The sequence below is a fragment of the Sulfodiicoccus acidiphilus genome, from assembly GCF_003967175.1.
Lineage (GTDB): Archaea > Thermoproteota > Thermoprotei_A > Sulfolobales > Sulfolobaceae > Sulfodiicoccus > Sulfodiicoccus acidiphilus.
In genome coordinates this window covers 404,167-421,338 of the sequence record NZ_AP018553.1, presented here as the reverse complement: position 1 = coordinate 421,338, position 17,172 = coordinate 404,167, and the positions used below count along the sequence as shown (strand labels likewise).

The window sequence follows — 17,172 nt, the reverse complement described above, 5'->3', positions numbered from 1 at the left end:
GGGATAAGATACCTGGATCCCTAAGGACTAAGGTAATTCAACATCCTCTAAACTATAGTACTTTAAGTTAAGGAAAACAATGTCGTCCAGAGTAAACGTCAACTCAGTTGATTGGGAAAGATCCGTTTCACTTAGCCTATACATTCAGGCGAGCGACTCAAAGGCTGGAATCACACCCCACGGTATGGAGTATGGTTTGAATTTCACCTCCTTGCCAACGCTAAGGGAACTGACCTCTCCGACGTAGAGTCCGTAAACCCGAATTCCCTCTTCTAGTTCGACAGAGACCACAGCGTAGGGAACCATCTTCTTGAAGTACTCAGAATTCGATATCACCCTGTGGATTATCACGTACGAGTAGACCTTTCCCTTCCCAGACACTTTTTTATATTCCAAATTTAAACTGCCACATCTAACACAAATGGGCCTAGGATAAAATTGGAAGTTTCCGCATTCGCCGCACCTTTGAACGAGCAAGGCACCATCTTTCAGCCCATCGAAGTACTTTTGATTTATAGGATCGAGTTCCGGATAGGGTAGTTCCTGGCTCGCCATACAGCTTTGACATCCTTCGGGTATAAAAGTTCATTTCTCGTTCGAGATAACGAGAACTCCCTTGTTTAGTAAGTTGTTATTGTAACCCAGGCCCCCCAATCCCGTGATCAACGCGTTCCTAGCCCCCTTCACTTGTCGTCCTTCCGCTTCCCCCCTTAACTGCTTCACAGCTTCCACTATCAACCCGAAGCCTCCAGCAGTTCCTGCCTGTCCTCCGGAGAGTTGGCCTCCCCCAGTGTTCACTGGAAGGTTCCCAGCGTACGTGAAGTCCGTGTTTTCCACGAACTTTCCTATGGAGCTTTCCCCTAAGAGACCTAGAGAATCCATCTGTAGTAACGGGACTACGGTGAAGTCGTCGTAAAGTTGAAAGAGGTCTATTTCCCTCATTCTCAGGCCAGCCCTCCTTAGCGCCTCTTCAGCGACGTCTCTCATTTTGAGGTCGGTGACCTCCCTTAGTTCGTTCTCCGGTTCGGCGTTAACCCTTATGGCGTGTCCTCTTACGTAGACTGGATTGGGCGTGTACCTCTTGGCCAGTTCCTCGGAAGTTACCGCGAGTGCGAAAGCTCCGTTTACCGGAATGACGGCATCCAATAGTCTGAGGGGGTAAGCTATGTATGGGCTCTTCATGTACTCGTCCAAACTCAACGGCTCCCTTAAATAGGCGAAGGGATTTTGTTGAGCGTTTCTCCTCAGGGCCACAGCGAATGTTCCCAAGTGCTCCTGTTTGAGGTCAGTGAGGCTCATGTACCTGGTTGCAAGGAGACCTCCTTCACTAATGGGGCCTATCATTCCCAGGGGTATTTCGTAGTTCAACTCGTACCTCCAAGTACGATCGAGTCTCCATTTACCCATGGGTGTGGCAGGTGTGAGGGGGGAGTCCGCACCTATTAGGACAGCTATCTCAACCTCTCCTAGAGACACGGCCAAACTGGCCTCCACTAATAGGTGGAGAGCCGACATTCCTCCGTGATCTGAGACTATCGAGAGAGACGGACTCAACCCCAAATTACTTGCGACCTCAGAGGAATATATCAAGGCGTGAGGCCAAAGAGGGTGGTTCAATCCTAGGAGAAATCTCATGGAGTTCAACTCTCTCTTAGCCAAACCTAGGCTCCCTAGAATTGACGTTAGGGCAAGGGCTTGGTACTGCTCGGTAGAGAGGACTTCCTCTCCCCTGTCCTTCCTCGCCCTAGAAGGTTTAATTATCGAGTACCCAACTATTGCTGCTCTACTCGCCGGCACGGGAAGTTAAGTCGGTTCCCCTCCTATAAAACGCTTCCGCGATTGTCTTTCTTTACAGGGAAGTTCGTTCGGCATTACTGACTTCCTCCCCTCAAGGGCGAGGGTCCCCTCCTCGGTTTGAGACTACATCACTCACCAGAGGGATGGTCGAGAGGGTCGGAGAACCCCTCCTGTTAAGATTCACGATATCAATAACATCCCTATAGTTCTCATAACCATACGAGCATTAAAACCACCTATAACTAACTTCCCTCATCCTTTTACAACAATAAGGACAATTTATGGAAGAATATTTGGCACTAGTGAACTCACCCCGCCCTAAAGGGCGGAGCTTCCTGCTTCCCAGCTCCACCTTGCCAGTACCGAAGTACTGGTAGAGGGCGGAACTCCACAGGCACTGAGGGTCGCACCGACCCCGATCTATCTTCCTGCTCTAATCCAGCTGGTGCCCATGAAGGGCCTTCGGGTGGAGCAGAGGCGTACCACACGGACCCTCGCTTTAACCAAGGCGTCTCGGTGACACTTACTCCGTCTATGACTGTCATCAATATATTGACTGCGAATAGATATTTAAACTTATACAAAGGGGGGCTATCCATCCCCGCCTCAGAGAGGCGAGGTTTTCCGCCCCCTTTGAACCCCCACTTTATAAAGTTAAACTTCCAAAGTAGCTATCCTCCTGAGGGTTCAAGGGAATGAAAATCTCCTCCAGGAGGACAGGATAAAAACTTTAAAATTAAGCTAATCCGTGAGTTCCTCTAATTTTCTCCTTGTAGACAGTATACCAGGCAGGACTACCGCTGCTGCCACCAAGGCAAACGCGCCGAGGATGTAGTAAGTCGGTGAAAAGCCAAGAGAGAGGAACAGTGAGAGGGCAAAGGGAAGCGAGAATATACCACCGATGTGCCCAAGCCCGTCAGTGAAGGCCACACCTGTGCTTCTCGCTCTGGTCGGGAAGTTCTCTACCGCATATATGTAAAGGGCCGTAGCCAGGAACGTGTTAGAGAACGCCGCGAGGAAGTAAGCTCCTACCTCCTCTGGGACTGGTCCCTTTATCCCTATGGCGAACATGGCTAATCCCTGAATGAAGAGGAGAAGCGAGATCAGGTATTTCCTTTCAATGTAATCCGAGAAAACGTAGGAGAGGAAAGCACCTAGCGCGAAGCCGAACCCCCCTATTCCAGGAATCAGGAGACTGCTCGCAATTGTGTAACCGGCGGCAGAGAGAAACGAGGTGGTAAGGACTAGGTAAGGGTAAGTGTAAATGTAGTAGAGAACGAAGACTGGAAGGAGTATGGCAAGCCTCGTCAAGTACCTCCTATCGGTCACCAACGACAACGTGGGAACTTTACCCCCCTTCACAATAGCCAATTTCGAGGCAGACTGTTCCACGGGTGGGAGAACACCATATTTCTTCTTGTAGAATTCTTCGGCTTTCGAGACAATCCGGCTGGCGTCCTCCACTCTGCCTTTAGAAATCAGCCAACGCGGACTCTCTGGCAATACCCTCCTTATGTAAAGGAGACTTAACGCCCCTAAGGAGCCTATCACGAAGAAAAGTCTCCACCCCCAAGAGAAGGCGGGTATTATGAGGAGGCCTATGAAGGGGGTTACTCCGGCTCCTACGAAACCTAGGAAAGTTCCGAAACTCTGAAATCTTCCTCGAACGCCGTGTGGGGAGAGTTCTCCCAGGTAGGCAGCCGCTATAGCCAGGTCTGCCCCTATTCCCACCCCCGTTAAGAGCCTAGACGCATAGACGTTAATAACGTTAGGGGAAAGGGCCGTCCACAGCGAGCCAACTGAGTAGGAAATGAGCGTGATCGTCAGGCCCGCTCTCCTCCCGTAGGCGTCGCTTATGTGGGAGAAGCCAAGTGCGCCAATGACGTAACCCACTAGACTGAGCGTACCACCTAGCGCCGCTAGGGGCGCTGCGCTCACGCCGAAAGTGGCAGCTATGGCTGGGGCGGCAATCCCTATAGTTAAGACGTCCATGAGCCCGAAAAAGTAAGCCAGACCGACCATGGCTAGGTAGGAAAACGGCCAAGGCCACGTCTTGAACCTTTCCATACGGAGTAGAACTTCTGTTTCTCCGCTTACATCTGACATGTAATTTTCTAACTTAGAAAGTGTTATATATCTTTTTCGTTCCTCACACTAATGCCAAGTAAATCGCAAATATATCATAGCCCTTCCCTACCGTCGCCGCTGAGGTGCTCATCTTAATTTCTGGTCGCTCCTAACTGTCTAAACACGTCGCCCGCGGGGAGAGTTCCTTACGTCAGCGCGCCACGTGAGGGGGGAAGGTGGTCCTCTTGAGTTCTCCAAGTCCACCAAAAACCAAACTGTTACCCAGTAGAGCAATTCACTGTTCCCAGATCCTAGATTGATGTAGGAAGTCGAATCCATAAAGAGCATAGTTAAGTCGGATCCCGAATTTCCCAGCGAAGTGGAGTTGTTATGTCCTCTATTAGTTAGTTCTCTTATTACAAAGTAGCAATTGAGGGAGAACTTAATTCAGGAGCTCAGTCTCTGGTGAATATAAAGCGATGCAGCGCAATCTAGCAAAGCGAAACCGACCGACTTGTAGACTGTTAAGGAGCCTGTTACTCTTTTCCTTTCTCTTAGTACTTCTTTTAGAGGGACTATCCTTTCCTTGCCGATAAGGCCGCTCTCGACTGCGTGGATCACGTCTCCCGCAGCACTCATCACTTCGTCTAAGTCGTCGACGACGATCATAGACGCCCTCCTCAACGTCTCTGGATCCAGTTCCCTCCTGTCGGGGAGGGTGTCGATGCTTATCACGTGAGCGTCAGACCTGAGCCAGTTCGCAGATATGACGGGTTGTTTTGAGTCGGTGGCCAGAACCACTAGATCGGCGTCTTTCACTGCGTTATCTGGACTGGGGGCGGCAGATACTGTGTATCCGTATTTACCCATTCTCTCTACGAAATTTCTGACGTTTTCTGGGTTCCTGCTGAAAACTCTGACCTCCTCTGGGCTGGTTAGGGAGAGGACGGCCCTGGCCAAGAAAGAGGCTTCAAGTCCCGAGCCTATCATTCCGACCTTCCTCCAAACCTTATCTGGCCTTAGCTCTAGGGAGAGGGCTGCTAAGGCAGCTGTCCTAAGCCCAGTTACGTAGTTTGAGTCCAATAGACAGAGCAGCTGTCCGTTTGAGGCCCTTGATACGAGAGTCAAGCCAGCTGATTTCGGAAGTCCACGTTCAGGATTATGTTTGTATTCATTGACAATTTTAGTAACGAACACATCGTTTTTCAGATCGGTTACTGGCATCACTAGCCACACCGCGTCGTTGGGGAGAGAGATCACTGTCCGCGGTGGGATTTTGACGCTAGATTCGTCTAGGGATAGAATGTATTCTCTTAGGAAATATATAAATTCTTTAAAATTAACTGTTTTGTCGATGTCCGCAAATTGGTAGATAGGAACTTCACCTAACACACCTCAACCTTCGTACCTCTGGCTATTAAATTATTCTAAGGGAAAACGTCTCCCGTTAAACTCGGGAATTAAGTGATTCAAGTCCTCTCAACCTTCTCTTTCACACATTGGAAAAGGTCCTCAATGATCCTTTGTGCAGCACCCTGGACTACTCTGGCGCCCACAGAAGCCAACGACCCGCCAACCTTGACTTCAGAACTCCACCTTAGGTTCACCGGTCCATCCCCTTCAAGGTTGACCTCAGCCTTAAGTTCCATGGTGCCTCCCATTCCACTTCCAGTAGCCAAGAGTGTCACTTTCGAAGGCTGCTGAACTTCGGAGTAACGGAAGTTAGCCTTGTAGTCTCCCTTTAGGAATCCTATGCCCGTCTTACCAGTGACCCTGTAGCTGTCCCCCTCTTTCCTCACGTCCTTAAATCCCGGCAAACAGCTTACGGCTTTCTCAGGTGTGTAGAGGAAATTCCAAACCTTGTCCCTAGTGGAATTTACGGATAGGTTACCTTCGAACAACATCTTTGATCAAACACAAGTGAAGGAAAGACTAGAAAATAAGTATTGAGGTGGAAGGACATGTCTCGTTTGAGGCTCAACAGGTAGAACTCCTAACCTCAACGGTCTCCTAACTGTCTTACGATCAGAACGGGAAAAGATTCTCTGCGCCTACACAACTCCTCTTTAAGTCGGACCCTGCAACTATCCGTCGAGGAGGTCAAGAAATAGTAAAATCTTCAAAAAATATATAGATGAATTCAGGATCTGATTAAGTCTCACTCCAATCCCAACTCTCTTTTCCTTCTCTCCTCCTCTTGCTTGAGTTCCTCTGGGCTGACCATGGACTTTATGGCCTTGAACTCTCGTTGAGGTAACCAGAGAGCAAACACGAGAAGGGTGTAAAGCGATATAATGAGCCAACTGTAGGTGGGACCTAAAGGCCCTAAAGTGAAGCCGAGGGTCAAGGGCATAACGAAGGTCCCCAAACCCGCTCCCAACGCTTCGAAGTAACTGAGGGCAGTTCCTACTATGTCTGTCCCATATACGTCGGCTAAGAGAGGAAACACTGAACCACCCAGGATGAACACTCCCCCTGTGAATATCGAGACTAAGAGTAGCACAATGAAGGGGAGAGGGTGGAAGACCGTAGTAGCCACAACTGCCAGCATGGAGAAGAAAGCTAGTCCCGCCCCCACTTTAGTTATAAGTACTCTCTTCAGCGTTCTATCCGTGAGAAACCCTCCGAGAAAGACGAACACTACCTGCGACAGACCGGCCGCCGTTCCTAGGAAACTTGCTGTACTCACTGAGATGTGGTCGAGCTGAGGCACCAACTGAGATACCCAGAAAGACGCCACAACACTGGCAGTACCAGGAGCTATGAAGGCACCGAGCGCGGTAAGAACTAGCCATCTGTACCTAAAGAGTGTTTTCACCGCGGTTAAGTAACTAATGTTCTTAGAAGGAGAAACGTCTCCCCAGTCTATGAGGGGTAGCCCCACTAAAGGTCCGTAGGGCCTGGCGATCCAGTAAGCTGCTACTCCAGACGCTAGGCTCATGGCTCCCAAGAAGTAGGTCCAGACGGGCCATCCTACTGTGAGTGCCACTGGAATTCCAATTAGGAAATTGAGAGATATCGCTAGGGAGTAAACTCCTATGAACAATCCCATATATCTCCCTCTCCTCTCTACGGGGAACCACAGTGCAACGAGCTTGAGAATCCCCGGCCAGGAGACTGCGTTTGCTATCCCAGTTAAAAGCCTGAGGGCTAGCGACGCTCCAAACGTAGTAGCGAAGGGAAAAAGGATAGTAAGTACGCCAGCGGCAATGAATCCAGCCGTGAGGGTTCTGTGAGGCCAGTAGAGGTCAGTGACGTTTCCCCACACGAGGTTGAAGAGTGCGTAGGTTATGGCGAAAGAGGAAATCAGAAGGCCGATTTCTGGTGTAGTTAACATGAACGACTTCGCTATGAACGGTACGAATGCTGTAGGGAAGTACCAGACCCCTGCGAACGCCCACCCCACGAAAACCAACCAGACGGCTATGAGAGTTTGCCTGCGCCTTAACTTCCTTCTCTCTTCGTCCGTTAGTTCTGCGTAGGCTTTAGGCTTCAGATTAGGCCATACACTCTTAGGGTCTCCTTTGAGAACCATCGGTTTTCTGTTCGAGAATCTATATTTTAAACCTTTCTAAGGCTAGTTAGGATATTGTTCTTTAAAGATTGCTGAGGCTACGTATAAGGGGAACCTTCTTCTACATCGCTGGGGAACTCACAAACCAGATTCTAAGTAATAGAGGAATTAAAATTTATAATCTCTAATATATTTAGGTATTAATGAAGACCGTTTCAGTGACGGAATATTAGCTCGCGTGCATTCGGACACTGTATTTAGAACGAAAGCGGGCCAAGAACCCTCGCTGCTCCAGACTTCCGATTAAAGGTAGCGACCTTCTAAACCTCCAAAGTAGTGATTTAAATATATAGATTAAAGGCTGTTGTTGTACATCTGATTTAAATCATTACAAATTGGATTAAGTTCATATAGAAAAGAGTGAAACTTCCATTACGTTCCCCAGTCGATGTTGCTGAAGATGAGAGAAGTAGGAGGTTAACTAGGCCAATTCATGGAGCAGGAGAAGCGTTCTATTCGTCGCTCCGAACTAACGGTCTCTCGAGTCCTCAGACCTCGAGGAGGCCGAAATCGAATGCGCTTTCAGATTGTCACTAGATGCTGAAGGACTCCGCCCTTCAGGGTGAGAAGGAGGTCGAAAGTGTTAAATCTTCCTCTCCCTATTGTCTATCACCCTTTTCGCTTTACCAGTCTCAAACCTGGGTAGAACGTGTGGTTCAGTAATTTCGACCTTAGCCTCGAACATGAACCTTCTTCTCAGCTCGTCTTCAATGAGATGGGAAAGTCTCCTCCTTTCTCCTTCTTGTAGGACGTTCTTTGCTTCTATCTTAATTACCATGTACTCACTCCCCCTCTCTGAGAAAAGCTCTACTTGGTAGTGTTCACTAAGTTCGTCGTACTTGAGTATGATTGATTCGATGAAGGAAGGCCAGAAGTTAACTCCTCTATACTTTATCATGTCATCTGTTCTACCCTCAATCCACCCTATTCTTCTGTGTGTTCTACCGCAATCGTGCTCCACAGCATCATAAATGAAAGTTATGTCTCTAGTCCTGTATCTAAGCAAGGGCATCGCGTCTTTTGTGAGCGTGGTCACGACCAATTCGCCCTTTTCCTCGTTCCCCACGGGCTCACCTGTCTTGGGATCCACGATCTCCACTAGGAAGTGATCCTCCCACACGTGGATGCCATCGTGAAGGTGACAATCCAGTCCCACGCTGGGTCCACCGTAGGTCTCAGTCTGTCCGTAAGCGTCAAAGACATCTGCGGACCAGGCTTCCATAAGCCTCCTTTTAAGTTGAGGAGTAGACATTTCAGAACCCATAAATATCCTCCTAACACCTAGATCTCTTGAAGGATCTATTCCCATCTCCCTAGCGACCTCAGTTAGCCTCACCGCGTAAGAAACTATTGAGGCGAAGGAGGTCGTACCTAGTTCTTTCATCAGCTCTATCTGTCTCTTAGAGTTACCCGGGCCGGTAGGCACTATGAAAGAACCTATCTTCCTCGCTCCATAGAAGAAAGAGAACCCTCCTGTAAAGAGACTGAAGCTCGGCGTGATCTGAAAGACGTCTCCTTTACGGAGCCCTCCCATATAAAGGGATCTGGCTATGAGTTCCCCCCACGTTTCCACGTCTTTCAGGGTCAGGAAGTTGGGAGTTGGAATCCCAGTCGTTCCAGATGTCATGTGCACTTCCACCAGCTCGCTCTTGGGAACGGCCAATAGGCCAAATGGGTAATTCTCCCTCAGCTCGTCTTTAGAGGTAAAAGGGAGCTTTCTAAGATCTGGGAGTCCTCTTACGTCGCTTGGATCTATGCCCGCGCCCTTCAATTTCCTACGATAGAAAGGGACACTCTCGTAAAGCCTCTTCACCAACTCTCTGAGTCTCTCCCCTTGAATCTCCTCCAGTTTCGATCTATTCATTCTCTCTATCGATTCGTTCCAAAACCTTGTGTCTTCCCGCGACATAACCTTCTCTGTTAGGTTGGTAATTTACTAATATAATCTTTACGACGACCACCATAAATTATGTGTGAGCTAATACAATATATTCGAGGAAGATCCTCGAGGAAGAGCGTCACTGTGCTAAGAAAATTACCGTACTAGCTACTGTAAATGAGGAACCATTACACTCCTTAGGCCTTCCGAGATAGTGAAGTTCTCCTTGATTAGTATTTAACCTTTGAAAGGTGATTGGAGACATTCGGCGCAACGCCTACGTATTACGAACTCCCAGCGTTATCAAATCTAGAACCTCCTGCCTGAAGCCGATCTGGTCGCCGTTAAATACCTTATGCTCGGAGCTCAAAGAAAATTCACAGTAGGAGACTATTTCCCTTTGAGTTCAAACTTAACTCTCGTTGACTCTCTCAGTGATTTTCCGAACGGCCCTCGAGGCTACACACAGGTTGTAGTTCGTTTGTGCGAACACTCTTCCCCACTGGCGAACGACGACCTAAACTCCGGCCTGAGGTCGGGTGGGATTCTTCTGTTCCAAGGGCAGGAAGTTGAGGTCGGCTGGATGTAAGGTTAAAGGCCAAGTTGAGATGAATGGAGCACGGTTAGGCCAACGTATTACGTACGGTACCCACTGATCGATCGCCTGACTCAAGACTTTCCGTTGTGGAGATTTGAGGGGAAGGCTTATAATAAGATAGTTAGGTTGTTATCGAAATGAGTTCCGGTGATACCATAAGGGGACGTTACATAGGTGAGAAGATCCCGAGGTTTGTGGACGGACCTGAGAAGACCAGTGGGAGAGCTAAGTATTTAATTGACGTTGAGCTTCCCGGGATGCTCTACGCGGCAATCGCAAGAAGTCCCATACCTCACGGGAAGATAAGGAGAATAGACTACGAGAAGATCCAACGACTAGATTCCGTTAAGGCCGTCGTCGACGGAAGGGAATCTAAGCTGGGTAACATAGGCATTCTAAGAGACAACCCTCCCCTTAAGTTCCCCAAGGTTAGGTCAGTTTGCGACGAGGTGGTGGCCATCGCCTCTACGGACGAGGATAAGGCCAAGAAGTACGTCCAAGAAGTGGACATGGAAATGGAGGAACTTCCTCCAGTCTTCGATCCAAAGGAGGCCTTGAAACCGGGAGCACCTCTAGTACACGAAGAGAACGGTTCAAATATCGTGAAACTGAACTTTAACGTCAGAGCTGGGAACGTAGAGGAGGCTCTCCGCAAGAGCCACCTAGTGAGGAAAGACGCCTTCTCGGTTCCTAGGGTCGCGTTCGCTCCCATGGGGACTTTGGGTGCCCTCGCTTTCTTGGACGAGAGAAATAACCTAACGCTAATTTCAAACACCCAAGAGCCGTACCAACTAAAGGCGGAGTTGTCGAAGATCTTGGGACTGACGATGGATAGAGTCAAAATCGTTCAACCTTACATAGGTGGAAACTTTGGACGGGGGATGGACGTCTATCCGTTCGAAGTTATCGTGTCTCTCCTGGCCCTAAAAACGAAGAGGCCTGTGAAGTTAGTCTACAGCAGAACGGAGGACTTCATGTGTTCTCCGACGCGCCAGGGAGCAGAGATCGAAGTCACGTCAGGCGTGGATAGAAATGGAAGGCTCACCGCGAGGAGAGTGGAGGTGTTGTTGGACAGCGGGGCCTACGTATCTTGGGGAGTTTTCGACGCAAGAGTGATGGCATCGACCACAACAGGGCTCTACGCTGTACCCAACGTCGAATTCGTAGCCACGGCAGTCTATACCAATAACCCGTACACAATCAACATGAGGGGTGCGGGGAACCCGCAGGTGACGTTCGCTATAGAGTCCCACATGGACATGTTAGCCGAGGAGCTCGAAATGGACAGGCTAGATTTCAGGCTACTTAACGCCTACGAGGGTCAGTACGTGACCCCGCAAGGTATGAGAGTGGACAACGCCAGGCTTAGGACGGTGCTAAGTAGAGTGGGGGAGTTGGCGAGGTGGAGGACGAGAGAGAGAAGGTCAGGAAGGTTTAGGAGGGGGATGGGGATCGCGGCGTTATTTCACGTAGGAGGCGGAGCTAGGGTCTACCGTACAGACGGTTGTGGAGCCGCAGTGAAGGTCGACGATGGTGGAAAGGTAACTGTCTTCACTGGTATGACGGAAATGGGCCAAGGGAGCGCGAACGGAATAGCGCAGATTGTAGCTTCTGTACTCGACCTCCCCCTCGAGAAGGTCGAAGTGATCTACAAAGACGACGCCGACATGAGGCCTTGGGACACCGCTACACACGCGAGCAGGGCCACCTTCGTGTGTGGGAGGGCTGCGTTTGAGGCCGCCAAGAGACTCAGGGAAAGGATGATAGTTGAGACAGCATCACTCTTTAACGTGACGCCGTCCGAGGTGACGTTGTCTGGAGGAAAGGTAGAGATCGTCGGTAAAAGTACAGAGGAGTTGGACCTGGGAAAGGTAGTGAGAAGATTGCACTTTCAGAGAGGAAGGTTGCTATACGAGTACTTCTACTACGATCCCCCTACGGAGATGGCTAACGAGGAGAACAAGGGGAATATATCTGCTGGATATGCCCAGGCCGCTCAGATCGCCGAAGTCGAGGTGGACACTTTAACTGGGGAGGTGAAGGTGCTCAAGGTGTTCAGCGTTCACAACGTGGGTCGCGTGATAAATCCCCTAGCGGCTGAGGGGCAGGTAATTGGCGGGATCGTCCAGGGATTAGGACACGCTCTTTTCGAGGAGTTGGAGCTGAAGGAGGGTAGAGTCATCAATGTCGGTTTCGGAGATTACGAAGTACCGAGCGCCACAGAGGCACCTGATGTGGTAGTAGAGTTCGTCGACAGCGAAAACGCGGAAGGGCCTTTCGGGGCGATGGGAATCGCAGAGAATGGAATAATACCCATAGCCGCGGCCATAGGCAACGCGATATACGACGCGGTGGGAGTCAGGTTGTATAAGATGCCCTTCAGAGCCGAAGACGTTCTGGTAGCGATTGAAAAGAAGTGAGAGACTTGTACGACAGTGAGACACTTGAACTGATGTTGGACGCCACGAGGGAATTGTCGAAATCTTTCCCAGAATCTTACTGGGTTAAACACGATAAACAAGCCCTCTTCCCCAGCGAGTTCATGGAGGCTGTTAGGAACGCCGGCCTCAACTACCTCCTGCTACCGAAGGAGTTGGGTGGTTTGGGACTGGAACTGAAGGACTATCTAAAAGTTCTCAGGACCCTGACAACTTCCACCAGCATGGATGCTGGAGACCTAGTTATGGCCTACAACGTCTTCGGCGTCTTACCCCTACGCCTACTGGGAAATAGTGAGCAATTGGAGAAGTTCTTACCGACGATCATGAATGGTTCGGCGAACCCGTGTGTAGCCATTACGGAACCAGGGGCGGGAGTGGACACTTTGAGCATAACGACTAGAGCTGAATACAAGGCGGGAGAGTACATAATTACGGGGAGAAAGGTCTGGACAACCATGGCGGGAGTTTCCAGGATGATGATACTCCTCGCGAGGACTGGAGAGAATAATCGTAGAGATCCCAACTCCCTTACACTTTTCCTCTTAGATCCTTCCTCTCACAGGGGGTTGAAATGTACTAGGATAGACGACATTGCTCTGAAGTCGTTGGGATCATATGAGGTAGTCTTCGATAATGTGAGTGTCCCAGAGGAAGCGGTTCTTGGAAAGCCCAACGAGGGGTGGAGGAATCTCGCACGCATTCTAAACGCTGAGAGGGTGTCTACTGCTACTTTGGGGGTCGGACTTGCGGAACTCGTTATAAATAAAACTGTAGAATATACGAAAGTGAGAAAGACGTTCGGGAAACCAATAGGGGCAAACCAGGCCATTCAGTTTCCTCTCGCTGAGGCCAAGATGTTAAGTGAGGCAGGTTGGAGAATGGCTCAAGAGGCAGCCATGAAGTTAGACTTAGGTGAAAACGCCGCCTTCGAGGCAAATAGCGCGGCCTTCATAACCGCCAAAGCAGCGTTCTTAGCAGCTGACGCCGCAATGCAGGCGTTCGGAGGTATGGCATTCGGCTCGGATACAGGAGTTGAGATGCATTGGCGAAACGCTAGGCTTTTGAGAGTAGGTCCTGTTCCAGAACAGATGACCCTAGCCTACGTCTCCCACAACGTATTAGGATTGCCAAGATCTTTCTAAGCGAGGAAGGAGGGAACGGGCCTACAATTGGAAAGAAGGGGACGTAGTAAGCTAAGTGAGGCTAACTTGACCTCCACCTTCACAATCTTTTCTGAACTCCATCCCCTGAAGGGGATCCCTCAGGGAAGATCACAGGTCCATGATTTACTACCTTCCCCTCCATAGCTGTTGCCGTCTTTTGTAATAGGTTGGGTCGAAGGAACCGTAGGGCTCATGATCTTGGCTTATATATCTCTCTAATAAATAAATATCGACGGAAAGTGGGGGACGAGTGTAGACCGCCATTCTCATTGTCAGAGTCGGAGTACCAGTTACTGAAGTGTGTGGCAGAGGCCCTAATACCTTCGATCCCATCTGGGGTGGGAGCTAAGGAAGTTGGCTCCGCCAACTACGTAGATTCTAGGATATACGGTACTCCACTGAGAGACGAGGTAATTGAAGCTTTAATAGAAGTAGAAGGCGCGTCTGGAGAACTTTTCGGGAGGGGATTTTGCTCACTCGAACAAAGCCAAAGGGAGGACGTACTTTACACTCTCCTGAGGAGGAAGTCCACTTTCAAGAACGTGTTCCTCCTGAGGGCCCTAATATTGGAGGGATTCTACTCGGATTACAGAGATCCTTGGTATCAGGGAAGGACAGCGTGGGACGAGGTTGGTTTTGGAGGAAAGAGAATAGACGGAGTGAAGAAGGATTGGTCGTTTCTAAAAATATATCAGGAGTGTGGAGGAAGATAAAGTGTACGACTACCACGCGATCATAGTTGGTTCTGGCGCAGCAGGAGGCCTGGTAGCATATAGGCTATCCATGGCAGGGAAAAAGGTAGCAATCATAGAACGTGGTGGCTATTACGGGACGAACGATTTCACCAGATTCGAACTCGACGCCTATAGGAAACTGTGGTGGGAACCGCGGTGGACTTCAAACAGTGAGTTGTTCGGCGATATGGACGAGATCTCCCTAGGAATGGGGAGATGTGTGGGTGGTTCCACCACCATATTTACGGCAGTAGCCCACAGGGCACCGGCGTGGAACTTGAAGGAGTGGTACAGGGAGACCAAAGTCACTAACGAACGTGGAGAACCCTTAACCCTCGAAGATCTGGAACCTCGCTACGAGAGAATAGAGAGGGAGACCCGCGTGAGGAGATACACTGAGTGGGACGCGGGAACTAGATTGATCGCCAAAGGCTTCGAAAAGATGGGACTTAAGGCGGAAGCTGTCAATGCTTACGTCGACGTTAACTGTGATCAGTCGGGTTGTCTCTTCGGTTGCCCCACAGAAGCCAAGAGGGGCAGCCTAGTATCTTACATCGTTCCTTCCCTTTACGCTGGAGCAGATCTGTTTCCCAACTCTACGGTCAGAGAGGTGCTCGTTGAAAGAACACAGGAGGGACTTGTAGCTAAGGGAATTAAATTCCTCGATAGTGAGGGGAGAGCCGTGGAACTCAAATCTAAGGTGGTAGTGGTAGCCGCTGGGGCGCTCGAAACTCCTCAAATACTATTAAGAAGCAAGCTAAGGGAGCTCTCAGAATACAGCGACAGCTCGCTGCAGATCGGAAAGAACTTGGCGGCTAATACGGGCACCATTGTCTTCGGGAGATTCAGGGACACACTAAGAAATTGGCTCATACACCCCATTTCGGCCGAAGTGCCTGACTTCGCGGAGAGAGAAGGCTTCCTGTTACAGTTCTCAGAGAGCATGGAGGGCCCCTTGGGCTTCGCGGAGGTAGTTACGGACCCTGAGGGTAGGCCGTTGGTGGGAGGAAAACTAAAATCGTTGTTAATGAACTACGGCAAGGTGGCTGGAATATTTGTCACTATTCACGATTCGAATAACGGAGAGGTGAGGCTCGACTCCAACGGAAATCCCGTATTCTACAAGCCGGTGACCAGAGGCGATAGAAGAATTATTAGAAGGGCTAGGGAAGTGGCGGAAGAGGCACTGAGGCTTGCTGGGGCTGAGGAGGTGTTTCATTCGATCCTCCTCTCACACCACGTTCAGGGAACGTGTAGGATGGGAGAAGACACCTCGAAGAGTGTAGTCAACTCTCACCTAGAATCTCACGACGTCAAGAACCTGTTCGTTCCAGACGGAAGCGCCATCCCCAGCGTCCTAGACGTGAATCCGTCGCTTACCATTTACGCCTTGGCAGACATAGCAGCAGAGTACATGTTGAGGAACAACCTAAAGGAATGATCCAAAATAGTTTCGAGAGTTATATATGAACTCGAACTTACGTAGCTTGTTCATGTTCCCTTATGGGGGCCCTTCCAACTAGCTCCCATCCACCCATGGTTCTCCTCCTCCTAATTAATAGCCAACAGAGTAATCCCCACAGAACTGCGACGAGAGGGCCTAAATATACCGGGAAGGTGAATGGGATGAGTAGGCTATAGGCTACTAGAACGGCAGAGGCCAGAAATATTCCTGGAAATAGACCATGAAATACAAGATTAAAACTCCTTCTTCTATAATAAAGAGGTAAGGCGATCGAACCAAGGACGTGCGCCACTAGAGATCCCACACCAGCCAACAGCAGCATGAAAATGAAACCACCCTCCACCCCGAGCCCTATTACACTAAGAGTCGAAATCACCACAGCTGCGATCGCTAAAACGAGCGAAGCGAGGCCAGGTACTTTATGTTTATTGACTCTCCCTAGTTTTTCTGGCAACAGCCTATCCCTACCCATGGAGTAAACCAGTCTCGCCGAAGCGATAAGGGGAGCCAACCCACCAGCGAACACGCTGTTAAGGACTAAAGCTGAGATCACTCCCAGTCCAGCTAGGCCAAGGAACTTGTAGCTGAGGATTATACCAGGTACTCCAGAAGAGGCGAAAGAACTCATGTCGTTTATTCCCCACCCAACAGTCATAGCGTACGAAACCAAAACGAAAGTTGCCGCTGTGATCGAAAAACTTATGGCCAAGGCGCGCTTGACGTTCTTCAAGGGCGCCTTCGCTTCCTCACCCAAGTAGACCGTGCCAGAGACTCCAGAGACCGCCGTGAAACCGTAGACGGCTCCCAATAGGACGCCGCTCCAGCCTGTTGGAGACAGGGTTGGCGTGAAAACTAGAGGACTGTTGATCGAGTGGAGTATTACAAAGCCAGCGAAAAATGCTAGGAAAGCTACTTCCAACATAGAGGCAACTAGGCTGTACTTTAAGGAGGGCCTTATCCCGAAGTACGTTAGGACGAAAATCAACATGAGGTAGACGGCGTTAGCGGGCAAAACAATCCAAGTAGGATAAGATGAAACACCGAATTGAGACAAAATTGTGGGGAGGATCAACCCGAAAATGAAGATCCCTCCAGGTGCTATGAAGAAGAAGTAGTTCATTAAGTAGAACCATCCAACTAATGTTCCGAATGAAGGACCCACGGCCTCGGCTCCATAGTGGTAAAATCCCCCCGCTCCAGCGATCTTCTTAGAGAATTGATAAGGCGTGTTGATCCAAAAGACCGTCACCAGCATTGCCACAAGTACAGCTAGTGGAAATGCACCTTGGGCGTACTGTGCACTACCGAGTAGAGTCCCTAAGGCGGCACCCATCGGAGATATGAGAGCTATACTCTCTGCCAACAAATATCTGAAACCGAGAGATCCCTTCTCTAGTCCCTTGTCACCACTCATTTCCTTTCGACCTAATCTGTTCAAAAGTAAATATCCTTCC

Annotated in this window: 13 protein-coding genes; 4 read left to right on the top strand and 9 right to left on the bottom strand. The window is 49.7% G+C overall.

Going from position 1 to position 17,172, the window contains the following annotated elements:
• Window positions 1–144 precede the first annotated feature (144 nt).
• From HS1genome_RS02340 to HS1genome_RS02300, 8 genes are all read right to left on the bottom strand, one after another.
• Window positions 145–555 carry a Zn-ribbon domain-containing OB-fold protein gene (locus HS1genome_RS02340; RefSeq protein WP_126449356.1) on the bottom strand — a complete coding sequence of 137 codons (411 nt, stop codon included), beginning with the start codon at window positions 553–555 and terminating at the stop codon, window positions 145–147.
• A gap of 30 nt (window positions 556–585) precedes the next feature.
• A complete protein-coding gene (locus HS1genome_RS02335) occupies window positions 586–1,797 on the bottom strand; it encodes a thiolase family protein (protein WP_126449355.1) in 1,212 nt (403 codons plus the stop codon).
• Between the two features lie 308 nt (window positions 1,798–2,105).
• Window positions 2,106–2,342: a hypothetical protein gene (locus tag HS1genome_RS02325; RefSeq protein ID WP_126449354.1), complete on the bottom strand. Its 237-nt coding sequence runs from the start codon at window positions 2,340–2,342 to the stop codon at window positions 2,106–2,108.
• A 196-nt stretch (window positions 2,343–2,538) separates the two neighbouring features.
• A complete protein-coding gene (locus HS1genome_RS02320; protein WP_126449352.1) occupies window positions 2,539–3,903 on the bottom strand; it encodes an MFS transporter in 1,365 nt (454 codons plus the stop codon).
• 408 nt (window positions 3,904–4,311) lie between these two features.
• Window positions 4,312–5,256, bottom strand: a complete 945-nt coding sequence (locus HS1genome_RS02315) for an ornithine cyclodeaminase family protein (protein ID WP_126449351.1) — start codon at window positions 5,254–5,256, stop codon at window positions 4,312–4,314.
• A gap of 77 nt (window positions 5,257–5,333) precedes the next feature.
• A complete protein-coding gene (locus tag HS1genome_RS02310) occupies window positions 5,334–5,768 on the bottom strand; it encodes an SRPBCC family protein (RefSeq protein ID WP_126449350.1) in 435 nt (144 codons plus the stop codon).
• A 254-nt stretch (window positions 5,769–6,022) separates the two neighbouring features.
• Entirely contained in the window at window positions 6,023–7,399 is a 1,377-nt protein-coding gene (locus HS1genome_RS02305; protein ID WP_126449349.1) for an MFS transporter, read from the bottom strand.
• A gap of 622 nt (window positions 7,400–8,021) precedes the next feature.
• Window positions 8,022–9,347: a phenylacetate--CoA ligase family protein gene (locus HS1genome_RS02300; RefSeq protein WP_126449348.1), complete on the bottom strand. Its 1,326-nt coding sequence runs from the start codon at window positions 9,345–9,347 to the stop codon at window positions 8,022–8,024.
• Between the two features lie 705 nt (window positions 9,348–10,052).
• On the opposite strand from HS1genome_RS02300, the gene HS1genome_RS02295 reads away from it, so the two are divergent.
• The 4 genes from HS1genome_RS02295 (at window position 10,053) to HS1genome_RS02280 (ending at window position 15,694) form a co-directional block, all read left to right on the top strand.
• Window positions 10,053–12,335, top strand: coding sequence for a xanthine dehydrogenase family protein molybdopterin-binding subunit (locus HS1genome_RS02295; RefSeq protein ID WP_126449346.1), 2,283 nt, complete (start codon window positions 10,053–10,055; stop codon window positions 12,333–12,335).
• 5 nt (window positions 12,336–12,340) lie between these two features.
• Window positions 12,341–13,498: an acyl-CoA dehydrogenase family protein gene (locus HS1genome_RS02290; protein ID WP_126449344.1), complete on the top strand. Its 1,158-nt coding sequence runs from the start codon at window positions 12,341–12,343 to the stop codon at window positions 13,496–13,498.
• 260 nt (window positions 13,499–13,758) lie between these two features.
• Entirely contained in the window at window positions 13,759–14,232 is a 474-nt protein-coding gene (locus HS1genome_RS02285) for a gluconate 2-dehydrogenase subunit 3 family protein (protein WP_158613675.1), read from the top strand.
• The gene (locus HS1genome_RS02280; RefSeq protein WP_126449340.1) at window positions 14,219–15,694 is read left to right on the top strand and encodes a GMC family oxidoreductase N-terminal domain-containing protein; all 1,476 of its coding nucleotides are present in this window, start codon (window positions 14,219–14,221) and stop codon (window positions 15,692–15,694) included. The genes HS1genome_RS02285 and HS1genome_RS02280 overlap by 14 nt, the downstream gene beginning before the upstream one ends.
• Before the next feature lie 37 nt (window positions 15,695–15,731).
• Here the strand turns inward: HS1genome_RS02280 and HS1genome_RS02275 are convergent, their stop codons facing one another.
• Window positions 15,732–17,132 carry an APC family permease gene (locus HS1genome_RS02275; protein WP_126449339.1) on the bottom strand — a complete coding sequence of 467 codons (1,401 nt, stop codon included), beginning with the start codon at window positions 17,130–17,132 and terminating at the stop codon, window positions 15,732–15,734.
• Window positions 17,133–17,172 lie beyond the last annotated feature (40 nt).